Origin of the sequence: Nocardia caishijiensis NBRC 108228 (assembly GCF_001612825.1) — a bacterium.
Lineage (GTDB): Bacteria > Actinomycetota > Actinomycetes > Mycobacteriales > Mycobacteriaceae > Nocardia > Nocardia caishijiensis.
The window spans coordinates 137,470-153,072 of the sequence record NZ_BDBE01000033.1 but is presented as its reverse complement, the minus strand read 5'-3'; the positions used below and the strand labels follow the sequence as shown (position 1 = coordinate 153,072).

The 15,603-nt window shown below is 66.8% G+C and carries 15 protein-coding genes; 5 read left to right on the top strand and 10 right to left on the bottom strand.

Translation table 11 applies throughout. The features are described from left to right. A complete protein-coding gene (gene glmS, locus NC7_RS17930; RefSeq protein ID WP_067984560.1) occupies positions 1–1,833 on the bottom strand; it encodes a glutamine--fructose-6-phosphate transaminase (isomerizing) in 1,833 nt (610 codons plus the stop codon). A gap of 10 nt (positions 1,834–1,843) precedes the next feature. Next, the gene (locus NC7_RS17925) at positions 1,844–2,113 is read right to left on the bottom strand and encodes a hypothetical protein (protein WP_236573561.1); all 270 of its coding nucleotides are present in this window, start codon (positions 2,111–2,113) and stop codon (positions 1,844–1,846) included. Positions 2,114–2,219: 106 nt separating this feature from the next. On the opposite strand from NC7_RS17925, the gene NC7_RS17920 reads away from it, so the two are divergent. Both NC7_RS17920 and NC7_RS17915 read left to right on the top strand, forming a co-directional pair. After that, complete coding sequence (locus NC7_RS17920; protein ID WP_067984559.1) at positions 2,220–2,399, top strand: hypothetical protein; 180 nt, start codon at positions 2,220–2,222, stop codon at positions 2,397–2,399. A gap of 71 nt (positions 2,400–2,470) precedes the next feature. Beyond that, complete coding sequence (locus NC7_RS17915; RefSeq protein WP_067984558.1) at positions 2,471–3,064, top strand: hypothetical protein; 594 nt, start codon at positions 2,471–2,473, stop codon at positions 3,062–3,064. Positions 3,065–3,077: 13 nt separating this feature from the next. On the opposite strand, the gene NC7_RS17910 is transcribed toward NC7_RS17915, so the two are convergent. The 8 genes from NC7_RS17910 to NC7_RS17880 all read right to left on the bottom strand — a co-directional run bounded on the left by NC7_RS17910 (position 3,078) and on the right by NC7_RS17880 (position 12,667). Continuing rightward, the gene (locus tag NC7_RS17910; protein WP_236573560.1) at positions 3,078–4,139 is read right to left on the bottom strand and encodes a Gfo/Idh/MocA family protein; all 1,062 of its coding nucleotides are present in this window, start codon (positions 4,137–4,139) and stop codon (positions 3,078–3,080) included. A gap of 39 nt (positions 4,140–4,178) precedes the next feature. Continuing rightward, positions 4,179–4,928: a hypothetical protein gene (locus tag NC7_RS17905; RefSeq protein WP_157102061.1), complete on the bottom strand. Its 750-nt coding sequence runs from the start codon at positions 4,926–4,928 to the stop codon at positions 4,179–4,181. Continuing rightward, positions 4,909–6,012 carry a hypothetical protein gene (locus NC7_RS17900; RefSeq protein WP_067984554.1) on the bottom strand — a complete coding sequence of 368 codons (1,104 nt, stop codon included), beginning with the start codon at positions 6,010–6,012 and terminating at the stop codon, positions 4,909–4,911. The genes NC7_RS17905 and NC7_RS17900 overlap by 20 nt, the downstream gene beginning before the upstream one ends. A gap of 90 nt (positions 6,013–6,102) precedes the next feature. After that, complete coding sequence (locus NC7_RS17895; protein WP_067984552.1) at positions 6,103–10,206, bottom strand: WD40 repeat domain-containing protein; 4,104 nt, start codon at positions 10,204–10,206, stop codon at positions 6,103–6,105. A 47-nt stretch (positions 10,207–10,253) separates the two neighbouring features. After that, positions 10,254–10,841 carry a hypothetical protein gene (locus tag NC7_RS17890; protein ID WP_157102060.1) on the bottom strand — a complete coding sequence of 196 codons (588 nt, stop codon included), beginning with the start codon at positions 10,839–10,841 and terminating at the stop codon, positions 10,254–10,256. Continuing rightward, complete coding sequence (locus NC7_RS17885; protein WP_157102059.1) at positions 10,828–11,604, bottom strand: RNA polymerase sigma factor; 777 nt, start codon at positions 11,602–11,604, stop codon at positions 10,828–10,830. The genes NC7_RS17890 and NC7_RS17885 overlap by 14 nt, the downstream gene beginning before the upstream one ends. 164 nt (positions 11,605–11,768) lie before the next feature. Further along, positions 11,769–12,383 carry a hypothetical protein gene (locus tag NC7_RS29200; protein ID WP_157102058.1) on the bottom strand — a complete coding sequence of 205 codons (615 nt, stop codon included), beginning with the start codon at positions 12,381–12,383 and terminating at the stop codon, positions 11,769–11,771. A 41-nt stretch (positions 12,384–12,424) separates the two neighbouring features. After that, positions 12,425–12,667: a helix-turn-helix domain-containing protein gene (locus NC7_RS17880; protein ID WP_084458582.1), complete on the bottom strand. Its 243-nt coding sequence runs from the start codon at positions 12,665–12,667 to the stop codon at positions 12,425–12,427. Positions 12,668–12,846: 179 nt separating this feature from the next. Here NC7_RS17880 and NC7_RS17875 point away from each other — a divergent pair, with 179 nt between their 5' ends. The 3 genes from NC7_RS17875 to NC7_RS17865 are packed head-to-tail and all read left to right on the top strand — an operon-like array spanning position 12,847 to position 15,598. Beyond that, entirely contained in the window at positions 12,847–13,164 is a 318-nt protein-coding gene (locus NC7_RS17875; RefSeq protein ID WP_067984543.1) for a hypothetical protein, read from the top strand. Continuing rightward, the gene (locus NC7_RS17870; protein WP_067984540.1) at positions 13,161–14,933 is read left to right on the top strand and encodes an alpha/beta hydrolase; all 1,773 of its coding nucleotides are present in this window, start codon (positions 13,161–13,163) and stop codon (positions 14,931–14,933) included. The genes NC7_RS17875 and NC7_RS17870 overlap by 4 nt, the downstream gene beginning before the upstream one ends. Then, on the top strand, positions 14,930–15,598 hold the full coding sequence (locus NC7_RS17865; RefSeq protein WP_067984538.1) for an LppA family lipoprotein: 669 nt from the start codon (positions 14,930–14,932) through the stop codon (positions 15,596–15,598). Before NC7_RS17870 ends, NC7_RS17865 begins: the two co-directional genes overlap by 4 nt. Positions 15,599–15,603: the final 5 nt, after the last annotated feature.

Below are 15,603 nucleotides of genomic sequence, written 5' to 3'. Positions count from 1 at the left end.
TTATTCGACGGTGACGCTCTTGGCCAGGTTGCGCGGCTTGTCCACATCGCGGCCGAGGGCGAGCGCGCAGTGGTAGGCCAGGAGCTGGAGCGGGATGGTGAGCAGCATCGGGTCGAGTTCCGGGGCGACCTTCGGTACCCGGATCACGTCGTCGGCGATGCTCGCGGGCAGGTCCGCGTTGGTGACGGCGATGACCGGACCACCGCGGGCCTTGATCTGCTCGATCGTGTTGATGTTCTTGGCGAGCAGTTCGTCGTCGGGGACGATCACCACGCTCGGCATCTCCGGATCGATCAGGGCGAGCGGGCCGTGCTTGAGTTCGGAGGCCTGATACGCCTCGGCGTGCACGTAGCTGACTTCCTTCAGCTTCTGCGCGCCCTCCCTGGCCACGGGCCAGGCACGCACCCGGCCGATGAAGAACATGCTGCGTGCCTTCGCGTAGCGCTGGGCGATCTCGGCGATGGCCGATTCGTCGCCGATGAGCTGGTCGATGGCGTCGGGGACGGCGCGAAGACCGTCGACGATGCGCTGCCCGTCGGCGGCGGACAGATCACGCACCCGTCCGAGCAGCAGGGCGAGCATGGTGAACGACACCGTCATGTTCGTGAGCGCCTTGGTGGAGGCGACCGAGATCTCCGGGCCCGCGTGCAGGAAGACCCCGGCGCCGCACTGACGGGCGATCGCGCTGCCGACCGCGTTGACCGCGCCGATCACCCGGCCGCCCTTGCGCTGCAGTTCCTGCACCGCGGCCAGGGTGTCGAGGGTTTCCCCGGACTGGCTGATCGCCACGTAGAGCGCGTCGGGATCGACCACCGGATTGCGGTAGCGGAACTCGGAGGCCGGTTCGGCGGTGGCGGGGATGCGGGCGAGCTCCTCCACCAGCTGCGCGCCGAGCTGACCGGCGTAGTAGGCCGACCCGCAACCGAGGAACACCACCTTGCTGATGCCGCGCAGTTCCCGCGCGTCCATGTTCAGCCCACCCAGGCGCGCGGTGGCGAAGCGGTCGTCGAGGCGCCCGCGCAGAGCCCGGCGCACGGCCTCGCTCTGCTCGGCGATCTCCTTGCGCATGAAGTCGGGGTAGCCGCCGAGCGCGTAGTCCTCGGCCGCCATGTCGATGGTGGTCGGCACCTTGTCGGTTTGCTCGGGTTCGGCGCCGAGGGTGCTGGTGCGGAAGCCGTCGGCGCGCACGGTGGCGATCTCGCCGTCGTCGAGGAAGACCACCCGCTGGGTGTGGTGCACCAGGGCGGCGACGTCGGAGGCCACGAACATCTCACCGTCGCCGACACCGAGCACGATCGGGCTACCGTTGCGGGCGACCACCAGCTCCTCGGCGCGGCGCGCGTCGAGTACCAGCAGACCGTAGGTGCCCTGCACGCGGTGCAGCGCGGCGCGCACGGCGGATTCGAGCGAGTCGGTGGCGTCGAGTTCGGCCGCTATCAGGTGCGCGATGGCCTCGGTGTCGGTGTCGGAGACCAGTCGCACACCGAGCGCGGTGAGTTCGGCCCGCAACTGTTCGGCGTTCTCGACGATGCCGTTGTGCACCACCGCGATGCGTCCGCTGGTGTCGGTGTGCGGGTGGGCGTTGGCGTCACTGGGTTCGCCGTGGGTGGCCCATCGGGTGTGCGCGATGCCGACACTGCCGGGCAGCGTGGCGGTGTCACCCTTGTCCCGCAGCTCCTGCACCCGGCCCTGCGTCTTGCGTACCCGCAGCTTGCCCCGGTACGGCAGCGCAAGACCCGCCGAGTCGTAGCCCCGGTACTCGAGTCGATGCAACCCTTCCAGCAGCACCGGAACCGCTTGCCGATGCCCGACGTACCCGACGATTCCACACATGTCGGCTCCTTTACCCGTAGACGATGCGCCGCAACTGCCGTTCGGTGAACCGGGGAGCCGCCACCGGCCGCCGCGCGAGCTCGCTCGCGAGCAACCGCCAGATCTCGGCATTGCGCACCTGCCTGGCCTGCAACTCCCCGTGCCTGCGGCGCACGAACTCCTCGGCCGTCTCGTCGAAGTATCCGACGATATCGGCGACCACCCGAGCCGCGACCCGCTCCGGAAGCCCCGTGGACATGGCCACATGCCGCACCAGCTCCGCCGACCCTCCGTCGTTCACCGGCGCAATCTTGCCCTCCTCCGCGCTCTCCGCCAAGTTCCCTGCCCGATTTCGGGCAGAATTGTTGCACTTGGCGATGTGCGGGCATTCGGCGGACACTGGAACCATGGTCGACAGAGAACAACGCACCCCCTTCTACGGGGTGGTGCTGATTCTCGCAGCGCTGGGAGCAACCATGGCGGTGACCTTCGCCGGTCCGACCTGGCTGCGCGTCGTCGTCTACCTGTTCATGGTCGTGGCCATCCTGGTCGGCGGCGTCATGACCTTCCGCGACTACTCCCACTGACGCTGCGAGCCCGCCAACGCCCCTGGCCTCGACCAGCGGGCGAGGTCGGTGAACCGTGGCACGATGCGGGGGTGGGTGACTATTTCGAGCGGATCGTCGATGTCGAGGTGAGTGCGGCCGAGGCGGGTGCGCTCGGCGCGCGGGTCGTGGACTGGATGGTGTCGCGTGGCCTGCTGACGCGCGAGATGTCGGGCGAGTTGATGTACAGCTGGAAGGTCGAGCAGGGCTATGTCCCGGGGCCGAGGTGGGCAGGTATCGCGGCCGACTGGGGCGCCGATTGGCTGCCCGGGCCGGTGGCCGTGATCGTCGGCCGTCACGTCCACCACGCGGGCCAGGGCGAAACCGAACCCGAGTCCGCCACCTGTCCGCACTGCGGCACCCGTGCCGTCATCATCGATTACCCGAACAGTTGGGAAGCCGACCCCGTTGTCTGGCAACCTTTTTCGACGGCGATCGACGAATGGATCGGCACCGGCACCGGTGCCGTCACCTGTGGAACCTGCCGAACTCCGACACCGATCACCACCTGGTCGTGGTCCGACGACGTCGCTCTCGGCGCGCTGGCTGTCGAATTCTGGCACTGGCCACCGCTGTCGGAGACCTTCGTCGCCGAACTGTCCGCCCACCTGGGCCACCGCGTCGCCCATCACACCGGCAAGTTCTGACAGTCCGCGGCGATCAGCCGAACAGCTTCGGCATCGCCACGGGGCGCGACCCCTCCCGGAGCGACCGCGCCCCCGCGACACCGACCAGCGAGGCGGCGACCGCTGGTACCACGGGGATCAGCGGTGCCGCGCCGTCCTCGACGCACGCGCGAAACCCTTCGAGCACGTGAACCGTCCCCTCGGCCTTCGGCTCGACCGGCGTGCCGTCGGGCAACGTCGACGGCGTCGGCGCGCGTTCCTCATCACGGGCGGCGCCCGCCACCCATCCTTCGGTGCGCACCCGCACGGACCAGGCGCGATCACCCGGTGCGCGCACCGATTCGGCCAGCCCTTCGGTGCCGCGCACCGAAACCCAACTCCAGTGACTGTCGGGCTCGCCCTGCAGGAATCCGTGTCTGCTGATCGCCAACCCGCCGCCACTGAGCCGCACCACCATGACCACCGCCGCACGGGCATCGGCAGTGTCCACCGGGTACGCCGACACCTCGACCGGTAGCTGCCCGGTGAGCGCGAGGACCGGCGAGAGCGTGTGGGTGCAGTACGCCGTCGGTTCGATGCGTCCCCGCCAGTGGGCCGGATCGCCGATCAGGCCCGTCACGTCCTCGGGTGACATGGCGTGCAGATAATCGGCCTCGACCAACGTCGGCCGCCCGATCTCGCCGTCCGCCAGCGCCTTTCGGATGAGGTTCACATGCGGATGGAAGACGTAGTTCTCCGCGAACGAATAGGTCGCCGACGACCGTTCCTCGGCCGCGAGCAACGCCGCCGCCTGCCGATCGTCCACGCAGGCAGCCGATTCCGAGAGCACATGCACCCCTCGATCGAGGAAGGCGATCGCCAGCGGTGCGTGTTCGTCGAAGTCGTTGGCCAACACCACGGCATCGATCGGATACTCGAGCAGCGCGACCCACTCCTCGAAAAGCACTGCCTCGGGCAGGATCTCACCCGCCTCGGCTCGCCGCGCCGGATCGCGATCACAGGCGGCGACCACCTCCATACCCAGCCGACGACACCACGTCGCCAGATACAGCCCCATCCGCAAACCGACAACGCCTACGCGCATCCTCTGTCCCATCCGATGAGTTCCTGCCGACCTCGGTCGCCTCGCGGCCTCTCACGCGACGACAGTATACGAAACTACTAGTTTCGATAGCAACAGTCTCGTATCTGCCTCGGCTCCCACGGGTGGCATGCGAGCGACGTCGCTCGTCAGAGCTTTTCGGTGAGATTTCCGGCAGGGGCCCACTCGCCTCGCGACGAAACTCCGCGCCATTCCGTATTCTTCGAGCTTCCGCATATGGTTCCCGAGCTGGTTCACGGCGTTTTCCTTGTTGCCACCGGCTGTCCTGCTCCATGCCCAGGTCTTGTGATCGAAATTGTAGTAGTCCCAGATGTAGACGATGTATGTGATGTCCGCATACAGCCCACCGGGCCATTTTCTGATGAGAGTATCGCCACTGACCGCCACCGAGAAATGGCCGATACCGTATTTGACATCCTCGGACTCCGTAGGTCCTGCGTCCATCCACGGCGAAGTAAACTCTCGCAATACCTCCACCTGCGGATCGCTCTTCGCTTGTGTGACAATGTTGTTCAACCCCTGCGAAATTCGCGACTGGACATCGCCGGTATCCACGATCATGTCGACGTGGTGTTCTGGAATCCAGTAGTCCGATTTGTTCGGACGAAGATCATGAAGATAGTAGTCGAAGAGCGACTCGGACAATTCGAGTTTGTTCGCCTTGAAGTATCCCATGGCCAAGGGCGCTTCGACGAACTTGTGATGGCGTCCGTACAGGCTTCCATTTTCGGATCCGAATTCGGCCTGGTTCTTCTTCTCTGGGTCACGAAGCGGCGGTTTCAAGTCGGTCCTCCCACCAGACGTTGTTCCCGAACCCGTATCGCCTCACACCGGGGTCGGCCACCACCTTCGCAGGGATGTCGAGTACGTCCACCGGAATGGTCGGTACGGGCCGTCCAGGAGCGAAATCCATAACCTGAGAGATGAGTTCGACCAGCGCGCTGATCGCGGTGCGCCGGGCGTCGGCGCTCGTCCGCAGCGCCGTGACGGCCGAGGAGATCTCCTGCTCGATCGAATCCGGAAGAACCCCGTCCACGAGCTGAGCCCAATGCCCGAGTGGTAGATGGAAACCCAGGTAGCTCCGTGACTCCATGATGGCGCCGACCAGCCCGATCGCCTGGTTGTGGACCAGCATCTCCAGGCAGGCACCACCGCTCTCGACGACCTTGGCCACGGCCTCGAGATCGTCGCTGCGCTGACCGACCACCTCGGCCGACAGTGCCGCGGTCGAGAAGAACGCTCGCGCGGCCTCGCCGCTCCAATGGGTGGCCAGCCAGTGGGAACCCTGCGTCAGATTCTGCGCGGCGACGTAGTCATTGATGCTGAGTTGGCGAATGCGGCGGCCGATCGCCTGCACGGATTCCCAGTCGGCGACCAGCGGCTGCAGATAGTCGGCTGCCGGGCGCATCCCGATCGCTCCGGCGAGGGGGTCGTCGTACCCGGACACCTGCTCGATCGCCCGAACGACCGTCGCGCGAAGGTTGTAGGTCTCGTCGGGCACGTCGGTGAGGTTCGGCGACTGCAAACCGACGAAGCGCTCGAGATCTGTGTCGGACACAGCTGTGGCAGCGCCCGCCGACAAGGCTGCCGCCGCTGCGTCGTCGGTGGACCGATACGCTCTCGCGCTGGTGGCCAACTGCGTCCGAAGGCTGTCGACGGCTGTCAGATCCGTTCGAATCGCGGCGTACAGGTTGTCCTGGAGCCTGGTCGAAGCTGTTGCGAGCGCGGCGAACTCGCCGTCCGTGTCCGCGGGCAACAACAATCCGGGCAGATATCGCTGAGCGTTGTCGGCGATCACCGTAGCGACTTCCTCCAAGTCGATTCCGAATCCGTTCAGGCAGCAGACTTCGACCGAAAGTTCGGTCATGACATCACCTCGTCCTGCGGGCACAGTGGAACAGCACACCATCTGAGATGCGATCTCAGTGGAAACGGGTTCGCGCCGCGGTGCGTCGATTCAGCGGACATATTTGCCTGGACAGGTTGGGCGATAAGGGATTTCAGGGGAAACGAGGTCCCTCCACTCCGCTTCGCTCAGGCTGCGGGTCACCAGGGCGCACGCGGTGCCGGGCCACGCGGCGGGTAGCGGCCACAGTCGGATACCGCCTTCGTCGTACCCGACCGCGACCCGGGTCCCGGACGGGTCGACGGCGAGGGATTGGGCCGCTGTCTCGCCGCCGCCGAGGAAAGGCGGGCCGACCTGGCGCAGGTCGGCCGCGTTCCACAGCCGGACTTCGGCATCTTGTCCCGCCGTGATCACCAGCGTGTCGTCCTTGCTGAACGAGACTCCGGTGATCGCGTTGCGATGCCCCTGCTCAGAGGCCGCGATCGGGGCGAGTGTCCCGGCGTTCCACGTGCGGACCACACGGTCCGAACCCGCTGTCGCGATGGCCGCGCCGTTGGTCGCGTAGGCCACCGCGTCCACCCGACCGGCGATCTGTGCGAGTTCACCGAGCTTCGCACCGGTATCGGTCGCGTGGATCGTGGTCTTGCCGTCCTGTCCTGCGATGGCGAGTTGCCTACCGTCGGGACGCATGGCCAGCTGATACAGATGACCGGCCGACACCTCGACATCGAACAGTTGCCGCCCGTCGGCGACCGACCACGCGCGAAGGTGCCCATCGGCGCCAACGGCGAACACCCGCGACCCGCCGGGGTCGAAGTCGACGTCCGACATCGCAGGCCGACCGGGAACCTCGATGGTGCGCACTGGATCCGGTGCGGCGTCGGTGGACCAGATCCGCACGGTGCCGTCGGCGCCCACCGAGGCGAGCCGGTTCCCGTCTCTGCTGACCGCCGCCCCGAAGACGATCCCGACATGACCCCGTTTGTCGTGCAGCAGCTTTCGCGTGGCCGTGTCGAACACATGGATCGTGCCGTAGTGCGAACCCGAGAACAACCGCCTTCCGGTCACGTCGTAGGTGACTGCCCAGGACTTGATCCCGACACTGAATCCGGACGACCAGAACCGATCCTGCGCGAGACCGAGATTGACCACGGCGTCGCGGGCCGCGGCGATGCGGCCGTCCGGATGGATCGCGACCGCGTTGACCGGGTAGAGCCGTTCATACCAGCGGCGGCCCCAGTCGGTGAACGGGGTGCCGTTCTGCATGCCCGCGGCGATGTTCCATATCCGTGCGGTCGCGTCGCGGCCGCCCGATACCAGCTGATCGTGGTCGGGAGTCAAGGCCAGGGTGAGCACGGGACCGGCATGGCCGACCAATTCCTGCGGGGGATCGGTGCCACGCCACACCCGGATCCGCCCGTCCCGGCCACCGGAGAAGATGGTGCCGTCCGCGCGGACCGCGACGGCGTACACACTCGGCTCCGCCGCGAAGTCGGCCTGGATCGCCGGTCCGACGGGGGTGCCGTCGTCGGAGTTCCACCGCCGGATCGTGCCGTCCATACCGCCGCTGACGAACCCCGCGCCCGCCGATGCGAAAGCCAACGTGGTCACCGGGGCTGAGTGAGCGTGGATCGTGTGTCGGGTGGTGCGGGTGCGCAACTCGGTGATGCGCACCGTTCCGTCGTCGTGGGCGGAGGCGATGACGCCGCCCGTCGCGTCGAACTCGACGGCACGCACCGCGCTACCGGTCGACGCGAGCACCCCGACGGAGTCGCCGGTCGCGCTGTTCCACAGCCGGATGTCGCCGTCCACTCCGCCGGAGACGATCAGCTTGTCATCGGCACCGAACGCGACAGCGGTGACCTGACCGATATGGGCGAGGGCCGTGGTCGGCCGCACCGGTTGCAGATCGTTCGTGCGCCACAGCGCCACGCGCCCGTCCCAACCTCCCGCCGCGGTCAATGTTCCGTCGTGGCTGAACGCCACATCGGCGAATGTTCGGTCCACGGGATGGATCTCGGTACCCGAGGGTGCTTGGGCGCCGATGTCCCATTGTCGCAATGTGCCGTCGTCGCCACCTGAGATCACCCGGCTCGCTGCCATCGTCACGCCGCGAATCGCACCGCCGTGCCCGACCAGTGGATCGCCGAGCGATGCTCCGCTTTCGACATCCCAGCGGCGGATCGTCCCGTCCCAACCGCCACTGACCACGCTGTTCGTGGCGGCGTCGAACTGCACGACGAATACGGGGCCATGGTGACCGTGCAGCCTACGACCCTTCGGCTCGGGGCCGGACACATCCCAGATGAGCACCGATTGGCCCTCGCTGCCGACAGCGATGTGCCTGCCGTCGGCACTCACCGCCAGGCCGTCGATCTTCAGCCGCCCGCCTGGTGCGAGCCGGATGGGTAGCCGGTTGTCGACGTCGGTCCGCCAGACCGCGCCGTCGTAGCCCGCCGAGACGATCCGCCGCCCACCGGGTTCGAACGCGACACCACTGACGATTCCCTCGTGTGGGCGAATCCCGGTGACCGCCACCGAGCCGTCGGCCACATTCCAGACCGTCACCGTGCCGTCGGCGCCACCCGAGGCCAACCGGCGGCCCTCGTCGTCGAAGGACAAACTGTGCGAAGGGACGGTTCGGATCTCCCGGAGCAGCTTTCCGTCCCGCGAATTCCACAGGAGCAGTGCGCCATCCGAGTGCGCTGACGCCAGTACGCCACCGGCAGGATCGAAGGCGACGGCTGCGGCAGGTTGGCCACCATGCAGGTCTATCCAGATGTCCGCGCCGCCGGAATCACGGATCCGAATTCCGGTCGCAGTGGCGAAGGCGATGCGTGTCCCGTCGCGACTCGCGGTGACCGTGCGGATTCCGGTCGGCTCGGCGGTCACCACGCCACGCAGACCGATCAGCGTGTCCGACAACGCGCCGGGATCGTCGTGGTGCCGGATGGCCTCGGCCGCGAGCATGAGCTGGACCGCGCGCTCGACCCCACCTGCCCGCGTGCCCTGCAAGATCTGGCGCACATCGGTGGTGAGCCGATTCGCGGTGTCCTGTTCGAGGCGCATCCGGTCGTTGCGGACATGCAGCGCGGCGGCGATTCCGACGTTCACAGCCAGCGCAAGCACCAACAGCACGGCGACGATCGTTCGCGGATTGATCGCGGACCTGGTCTGTTCGATCGCGGCGGCCAGGTCGGCGGCACCGGTGACGCGCCGCGCGAAGCCGTGTGGCGCGGCGTCGGCGGCCTCGGTGCGGAATTTTTCGGCGACGACGACCCGCAGCTCCGGGCGGTGTGCGGCGGCGGCCGCGACCTTCTGTGGATAACCGGCCACCTCGGTCAGTTGGGTGTCGTCGAGCCCGGCCGTGACCGCGCATCGTTCGTCGAGACTGTGCAGTCGCAGTCTCCGCAGGTGCAGCGTCCTGACCCAGCGACGGCGGGGATCGAGGTCATCGAGGGCGACTGCCGCCGCGGCGGTCGCCGAATGCCCGGTGAGGTGGTTGGCCGGACCGGTGGTCGTGCTGATCGACCAGACCACACAGGCGCCGCGCACCGCGAGATCAGTAGTGCCCCATGCTCTTTCGAGACCATCGAGGAAGTCGTCGTCCACTTGCGCGAAACTCATCACAGCCGGGTCCGGGTGCAGTCCGCTCAGCCCGGCATCGAGCATGCTCAAGCGCAGCGTCGCGACCTCGGCCTCGGTGCCGTCGCGGCCGACCAGCAGCAGTACCGGCACAGTGGTCGTGCGGCGGGTGCGGGGTCTGCGTGAAGCCAGTTCGAGGGCGGTCAGCACGGCGAATCCGGTGGCCGGGCCCTCCGCCGCCGCCTTGAGCCGTTGGATCAGCTCGGCGAGACGCTGTCCGGTGGATGCGGGGCCCGTTCGGGTCAGCAGGTCGTGGTTGATCGCCTGCAGGCCGACCGAGCGCAGCCCCGCGCGGACCGCATGCGTGTCGAAAGAGGCCGCAGCCGAGTCGATCTCGCGGGCGCCGGTGAGTGCCTGGGCGAATCCCGCGAGTGCGAGGGCGGCCGAGAAGTCCGGACCGTCGTCGATGGCGAGCGGATCGGCGAGGCGCCGGATCCACACCGCGCCCGAGCGGTGGCACAGAATGCGATGCTCACTGCTCTCCGGAGCCAGCAGTCGTTCGGCAGTCGTTCGACCAGCGGCGGTGGCCGCTCGGCATCGGCCGAACCACTCCTGGTCGGTGCCGGTCAACGCGATCAGGCGACGCCGATCGGCGACCAGTGGGTCGATTTCCGGTTTCAGGAGGTCCCCTCGCCACCGGTCAGGGCGCCGACGATCGCGGCGCGCAGCGCGTGGTCGGCGGGGAGCGCGGCGGCCAGCCGACGCCAGGCGTTGAGTCCAGGCCCGGCGGCGGCGACCGAACGGGGCACCAGGGTGAGATCCCCCGGTGATATCCGCGTCGAGTCGAGTCGCCGCGAGGTGGACCCGGCTGGGTCGAGGACGAGACCCGGCGCCGTGAGCTGAGCGGTGACGCTCGTCCCGTCGCTGTAGAGAACCACCAGCCACGGTTCGCCGTCAGCCGGTGTGTAGCAGACGAGATCACCGGTAGCCCAGGCGTGGTCATCGATCGGGTGCACCACCAGCGTCGGTGCGCCGTGTTCATCGGGCAACAGCCGAAACCGCAGGCCGGTCTCGGCGTGCACCGCTTCCCCCGGCGCGATGTCGGGATCGCGGCTGCTCGCTGCCCGTGGCTGTGACGACGGTGTCGTGATCCGTTCGACCCGCGACAGCTCGTCGGCTGGATCGTCCTCCTCGTCGAGCACGGCCAGCAAAAGCTCGAACAGCTCCCGCTGCCTGCGTCGTCGTGCTCTGTCAGTCATCGTCATCGCCCAGCCAGCTCCTCATCACGTCGATCATGACTTCCTTGATCTCGTCCAACACCCGTTGCACCATCGACTCGCTCAGACCGAGCAGATCGGCGATCTCGCGTCGGGATCGGTGACTGTCCAGGTCCCAGACGTGGTCCGGCAGAGGGAACCACAGCGCGAAGACTTCCCGGTGCCGATCGCTGCGGAGTCTCGGTGGCACCTCGCGGCGCAAGGTGTCGCGCACCGGAATCCAGTCCTGCTGAACGGAATCCGTGTGCTCGTCGGGCAGATGTTCACCGGATTCGATCAGGTAGGTCGTACGCGGTCGGCGGTCGTGGCCGTCGGGTTGGTCGGCCGGTGTGGATCCGTCCTTCTTGCGCAGTTCCTCGAACACCCGCTTCCGCACCGCGATGCCGAGATACCCGCGCCACGCGCCGACCTCTCGCATCCGGTTGGGCAATCTCTGTTCGATCCGGATCATCACCTCGTGCGAGATATCGCCCGGATCGAGCAGTCGCAGGCTGCGGCCGAGATTGCGCAGCGACTTGGCGGCCTGCTCGGTCGCATGGTCGAGCATCGTGCTGAAGAACCAACCGGTCATCGCCCGATTCGCCTGCAACCTGTCGCGGACACTCGGCCGGAAGATCCACTCCCGCACCGCATGTTGATCCCGATCCGGCACCTCCGCCATGGGGCGCCGCTGCCACCGCGCGAACGGATGCGTATCGACAGCCCCGTCCTCCCCGGCATCGTCGTCCCTCGGCGGCCGTTCCTCGGCCATCGAATCTCCTATCGCACCTGGCTATCCTTCGGGCGGCCACGCTGTCGCCGCCCGCTTACCTAGATGCCGAGCAAGGCGATTCCGGTTCGCCCCAGCTCCGGGGAGGTCTGTCCGCCCGCCGTCGGTACGGGTTCCGACGAGCGTCGAGGATATTGCCGCGAATCTCAGTATTCGAGCCAGCTTTTGCGGCCGTAGTAGCGGTCCATTTCCTCTTCCTCCTCGGGCGTCGGCTGTCGACTTCGTGTCGGCGGCTGTTCGCGCGACGGTGGCGGCCACGGGGCTTGGTTGGTGGGCGGGCTCGGCGCCGGGGGAACCGGTCGGCGCAGGGGAGGGGTCGATGGGCGCGGCGCCGGAGTGCGGGGCGGGGCCGATGGGCTCGAATGGGCTGGGTCGCGTGGATGCTCTCGAACGGGCGCGAAAGATGTTGTGCGCGAGTCGGGAAGGGGAGCGTTCGGTGGGGGAGATGGCAACGGGCGGCTCAAGGCATCCGTTTTGTGCTCGGTGAGTGCGGCCAACCGGGGATCGGCTTCCAGGGCCGCGATGGCCGCCGAGATCGCGGCCTGCGATGCCGCGACAGCCGCCGTGTGCACGCGGACGACCTCCGCGACCACGGCGTCAGGCGTCATCGCCCGGGCGGCGGCGGATAGCTGGACGCTCTGGATCGTGCCGTCCTGAGCGACTTCGAGTCGCACCAGCTCGTCGACCGGTGCGTCGGCCGGTGCGGACAGTGATTCCTGCAGGTGGCCGACGTTCGCGGTCAGCGGATCGATATCGCTCACAATGTGTCTCCCCTCCACATGTCGAGGGAGCCAGGATAGCGTCAGCTCGCGTCGCGGCCGAACATCACATCGACGAGATCCGGAACCGTCGTGCCGAGCGCCCTGCTCAACGCGATGAGGGTCGACAACCTCGGATTCGCCGGGGCCTTGGTCTTGCGCACGCCCCAGCCGTTCTCGAGCAATTGGTAGTACTGGCGACTGATCCCCGCCGCATTCGCCACCGCTTCCTGCGTGAGCCCCCTGGCCTCACGCAGACTCGCCAGGTGCTGGCCCAAAATCGCCATGAGTTGCTTCTCAACGGCGGATTCGGGCACCTCACCGAGGTTTCCGAGGCATGGCACTCGCGTCGACCATCTATAGATGGCATCATGTGCGCGACGGACTTGTGCCATCTATAGATGGCCGAGATCGCGGCGCCTCGGGGGTGGGTTCCAGGGGGCGACGTCGAGAAGGGGGAAGTGCTGTGGGTGCCTACGACGATCTCGACCTGGATCCCGTCGCCGCGCGGGTTCTGGCCGACAGCCTGGGAACGGCAGGCCAGGAAACCCAACTGATCGGCAGCGGCGGCGCGCTACCCGACGGTCTGCTCGACGCCTTCGCGGGCGGCGACATCGCCGGTGCCTGCCAGAACGCGGCGCGGGCAGCCGACAAGTCGATGAACTCCGCGGGAACGGCGCTGGCCGAACTCGGCGGCGCCACGGTCGCCGCGATCATCGCCTTCAAGCAGCAGGACGAGGCGGGCGCGGGCGGCCTCACCGGCCTCGAGGGCGGCATCAAATGACCAAGGCACTGACTGTCGCCCAGGTCATGAGCTGGCAGCCAGGGCAGTTGACCGCGCTCGCGACCGAATGGGGGCGACAGGCGAGCGAGCTGCGCACGAAGATGGACGAGCAGTGGCGTGCTGTCGACAGTTCGCGGGAAACATGGAAGGGCCAGGCCGGTGAGGCGATGCGCGCACGCTTCGAGGTCGCGCGCACCCAGGCCGGCCAGGTCCTCGCGGCACTTGGCAACGGCCAAACCGCCGCGACCCAGCACGCGACCTTCTACGAGACCGCCAAGAACCTTGTCGCTACCGCGAAGTCCAACGCCGAAGCCGCACCCAGGAACTTCGCGGTCGAACCCGACGGCACCTGCGAGATCACCGAGACGGCCAAACGCGCGCTGTACTCGGCGGTCAACGGCGACGCCAACCGCTACAGCACCGCCATCGCGGCCCTGGCCATCGACGAGGCCGCCTGCACAGCTGCCCTGAAAGCGGCCCTGGCCAACGCCGCCGATGTCGACACCGCCGCCACCGCGGCGATCAAGGCCGCGTTCTTCGACCTCCCCGACGACACCGACTTCCAGAACACCACCGTCCTGAAGACCCCGGTCATCGTTCCGGAACCACCGAAAGGTTCTACCCCGCAAGACAATCGAAAGTACTGGGACTCGCTGACCCCTGAACAGCAAGCCGAGGCGATCCGAACCCAACCCGCCACCATCGGAAATCTGGACGGGCTTCCCGCGCAGGTACGAGACGAAGCGAACAGGGCATATCTCGCCACAGAGAAAGCTCGGCTGGAGGGGGAGGTCACCCGTCTCGCCGCTGTCGTGCAGGGCAATCCGAAAGCCATCGGTTCGGCACAGGAACTGCAGGACAAGCAGGCCCGGCTGGCTGATGTCCGTGCGATCGAACAATCCCTTTCGCAAGGTACGCCCGAGCAGCCGCGAATGCTGCTCGGGCTCGACACCACCAATGGCCGTCAGGTCCGTGCGGCTGTCGCCGTCGGCGATCCCGACACCGCTGACCACGTGTCGGTGACAACTCCGGGCCTGACCTCGAACGTGCGAGAGTCCCTGCCGGGCATGGTGAACGAAGCGGCTGCTCTGCAGAGCGAAGCGCAGTCACAATTGACCGACGCGGGCGCGGCGGGCAAGAAAGTATCAACGATCGCCTGGATGGGGTATGACCCGCCGCAGGAGGGGATGAGCTACCCCGAGGTCTTGTTCGAAGACCGGGCACAAGAGGCCGCTCAACCCTTGTCGAACTTCTACCAGGGTATCGAAGTGGCCAATCAGAACACCGATCCCCATATCACCGCGCTCGGTCATTCGTACGGATCGCTGGCGACCAGTCACGCGCTGCAACAACAGGGCGGAGCCGTGGATGATGTGGTGTTCTACGGCTCACCCGGTATCGGCGGAGAATTCGCCGGTGCGAAGGGTCCTTCCGTCGCGGTGCTCAGCGGATTGAACGACGCGGTGGAGTCGGCTGGGGACCTCGGTCTCGCACCGGGCCATGTCTACGAGATGACCGAAAAGAAGGAACAGGTCGGAAATTTCAATGCCTTCGGCCGCAGCCCGGTCAATATGCCGTGGGTGACCCATCTCAGCACCGATGAGGCCGTGGTCGGCGACACTACCTACACTGGAGCGGAGGGGCACTCCGAATATGGTCGAACGGACACCTCGACCGGCAAGTTGCACCGCAGCGGCTACAACCTGGCGGCGATAGTCGCCGGGCTACCGCAAAACGCGATCGAGCCTGGAAGTGCTGGTGTTCGATGACGAAACAAAAGAGGACGGCTGCCCAGAAGAACACCATCTTTCTGCTGATGGCGATTCCGATCGCCATCGTGGCCATCTTCTGCATGACGCTAGGGCCTTGGTTGTGGGTGACGTTGTTCGACAAACCGTACGAACGTCAGCCGACGAGCCCTGAGGAGACCGCGCAGGCGGTGACCCGGCTGCAAGGTCGTAGCAGCCTCGAGGATGCCGAATCAAAGGCACTCGAACTCATGTCGCGCGTTCAAGCCATCGTGACCGATATCCATCCCCGAATGACATGGACCGTCGAGATCGGGAGAGTGGTGTCCGATTGCGAACAGCCCTTCGACAGGACCGAAGGTAAAACAATCAGTTACAGCAGCGCGGGCACAACGGGAGATCCCGGTGACCCGGTTCCGGTGAGTGGCTGGGAGGAGTTCTCTCGCCGATCGGTCGCTGCCTCGAGTGACCTGGGACTTCCGGTCACCGAGAACGGAGTTCCGAAATACCGCCGGATGGAACTTGTCAGTGCCGATAGAACCCTCGTGATAAGGATGCACAACCAACCGGCATCCGAAGCTACGAGAAACCTCTCCGCAACTCCGGCTCGCACAGTTCTCAGTCTGGAACTGGGTTGTCATCTACCGGCGGACAAGCGTTCCTCACCGATACGGCCGACCTCATGAACGCA

Excerpts from the sequence above, each read along its gene's own strand:
- NC7_RS17865 (WP_067984538.1), top strand. The coding sequence starts at position 14,930 with ATGACGAAACAAAAGAGGACGGCTGCCCAGAAGAACACCATCTTTCTG.
- NC7_RS17885 (WP_157102059.1), bottom strand. The coding sequence starts at position 11,604 with ATGGCCGAGGAACGGCCGCCGAGGGACGACGATGCCGGGGAGGACGGG.
- NC7_RS17920 (WP_067984559.1), top strand. The coding sequence starts at position 2,220 with ATGGTCGACAGAGAACAACGCACCCCCTTCTACGGGGTGGTGCTGATT.
- glmS (WP_067984560.1), bottom strand. The coding sequence starts at position 1,833 with ATGTGTGGAATCGTCGGGTACGTCGGGCATCGGCAAGCGGTTCCGGTG.
- NC7_RS17900 (WP_067984554.1), bottom strand. The coding sequence starts at position 6,012 with ATGACCGAACTTTCGGTCGAAGTCTGCTGCCTGAACGGATTCGGAATC.
- NC7_RS17880 (WP_084458582.1), bottom strand. The coding sequence starts at position 12,667 with ATGGCGATTTTGGGCCAGCACCTGGCGAGTCTGCGTGAGGCCAGGGGG.
- NC7_RS17870 (WP_067984540.1), top strand. The coding sequence starts at position 13,161 with ATGACCAAGGCACTGACTGTCGCCCAGGTCATGAGCTGGCAGCCAGGG.
- NC7_RS17910 (WP_236573560.1), bottom strand. The coding sequence starts at position 4,139 with ATGGGACAGAGGATGCGCGTAGGCGTTGTCGGTTTGCGGATGGGGCTG.
- NC7_RS17890 (WP_157102060.1), bottom strand. The coding sequence starts at position 10,841 with ATGACGATGACTGACAGAGCACGACGACGCAGGCAGCGGGAGCTGTTC.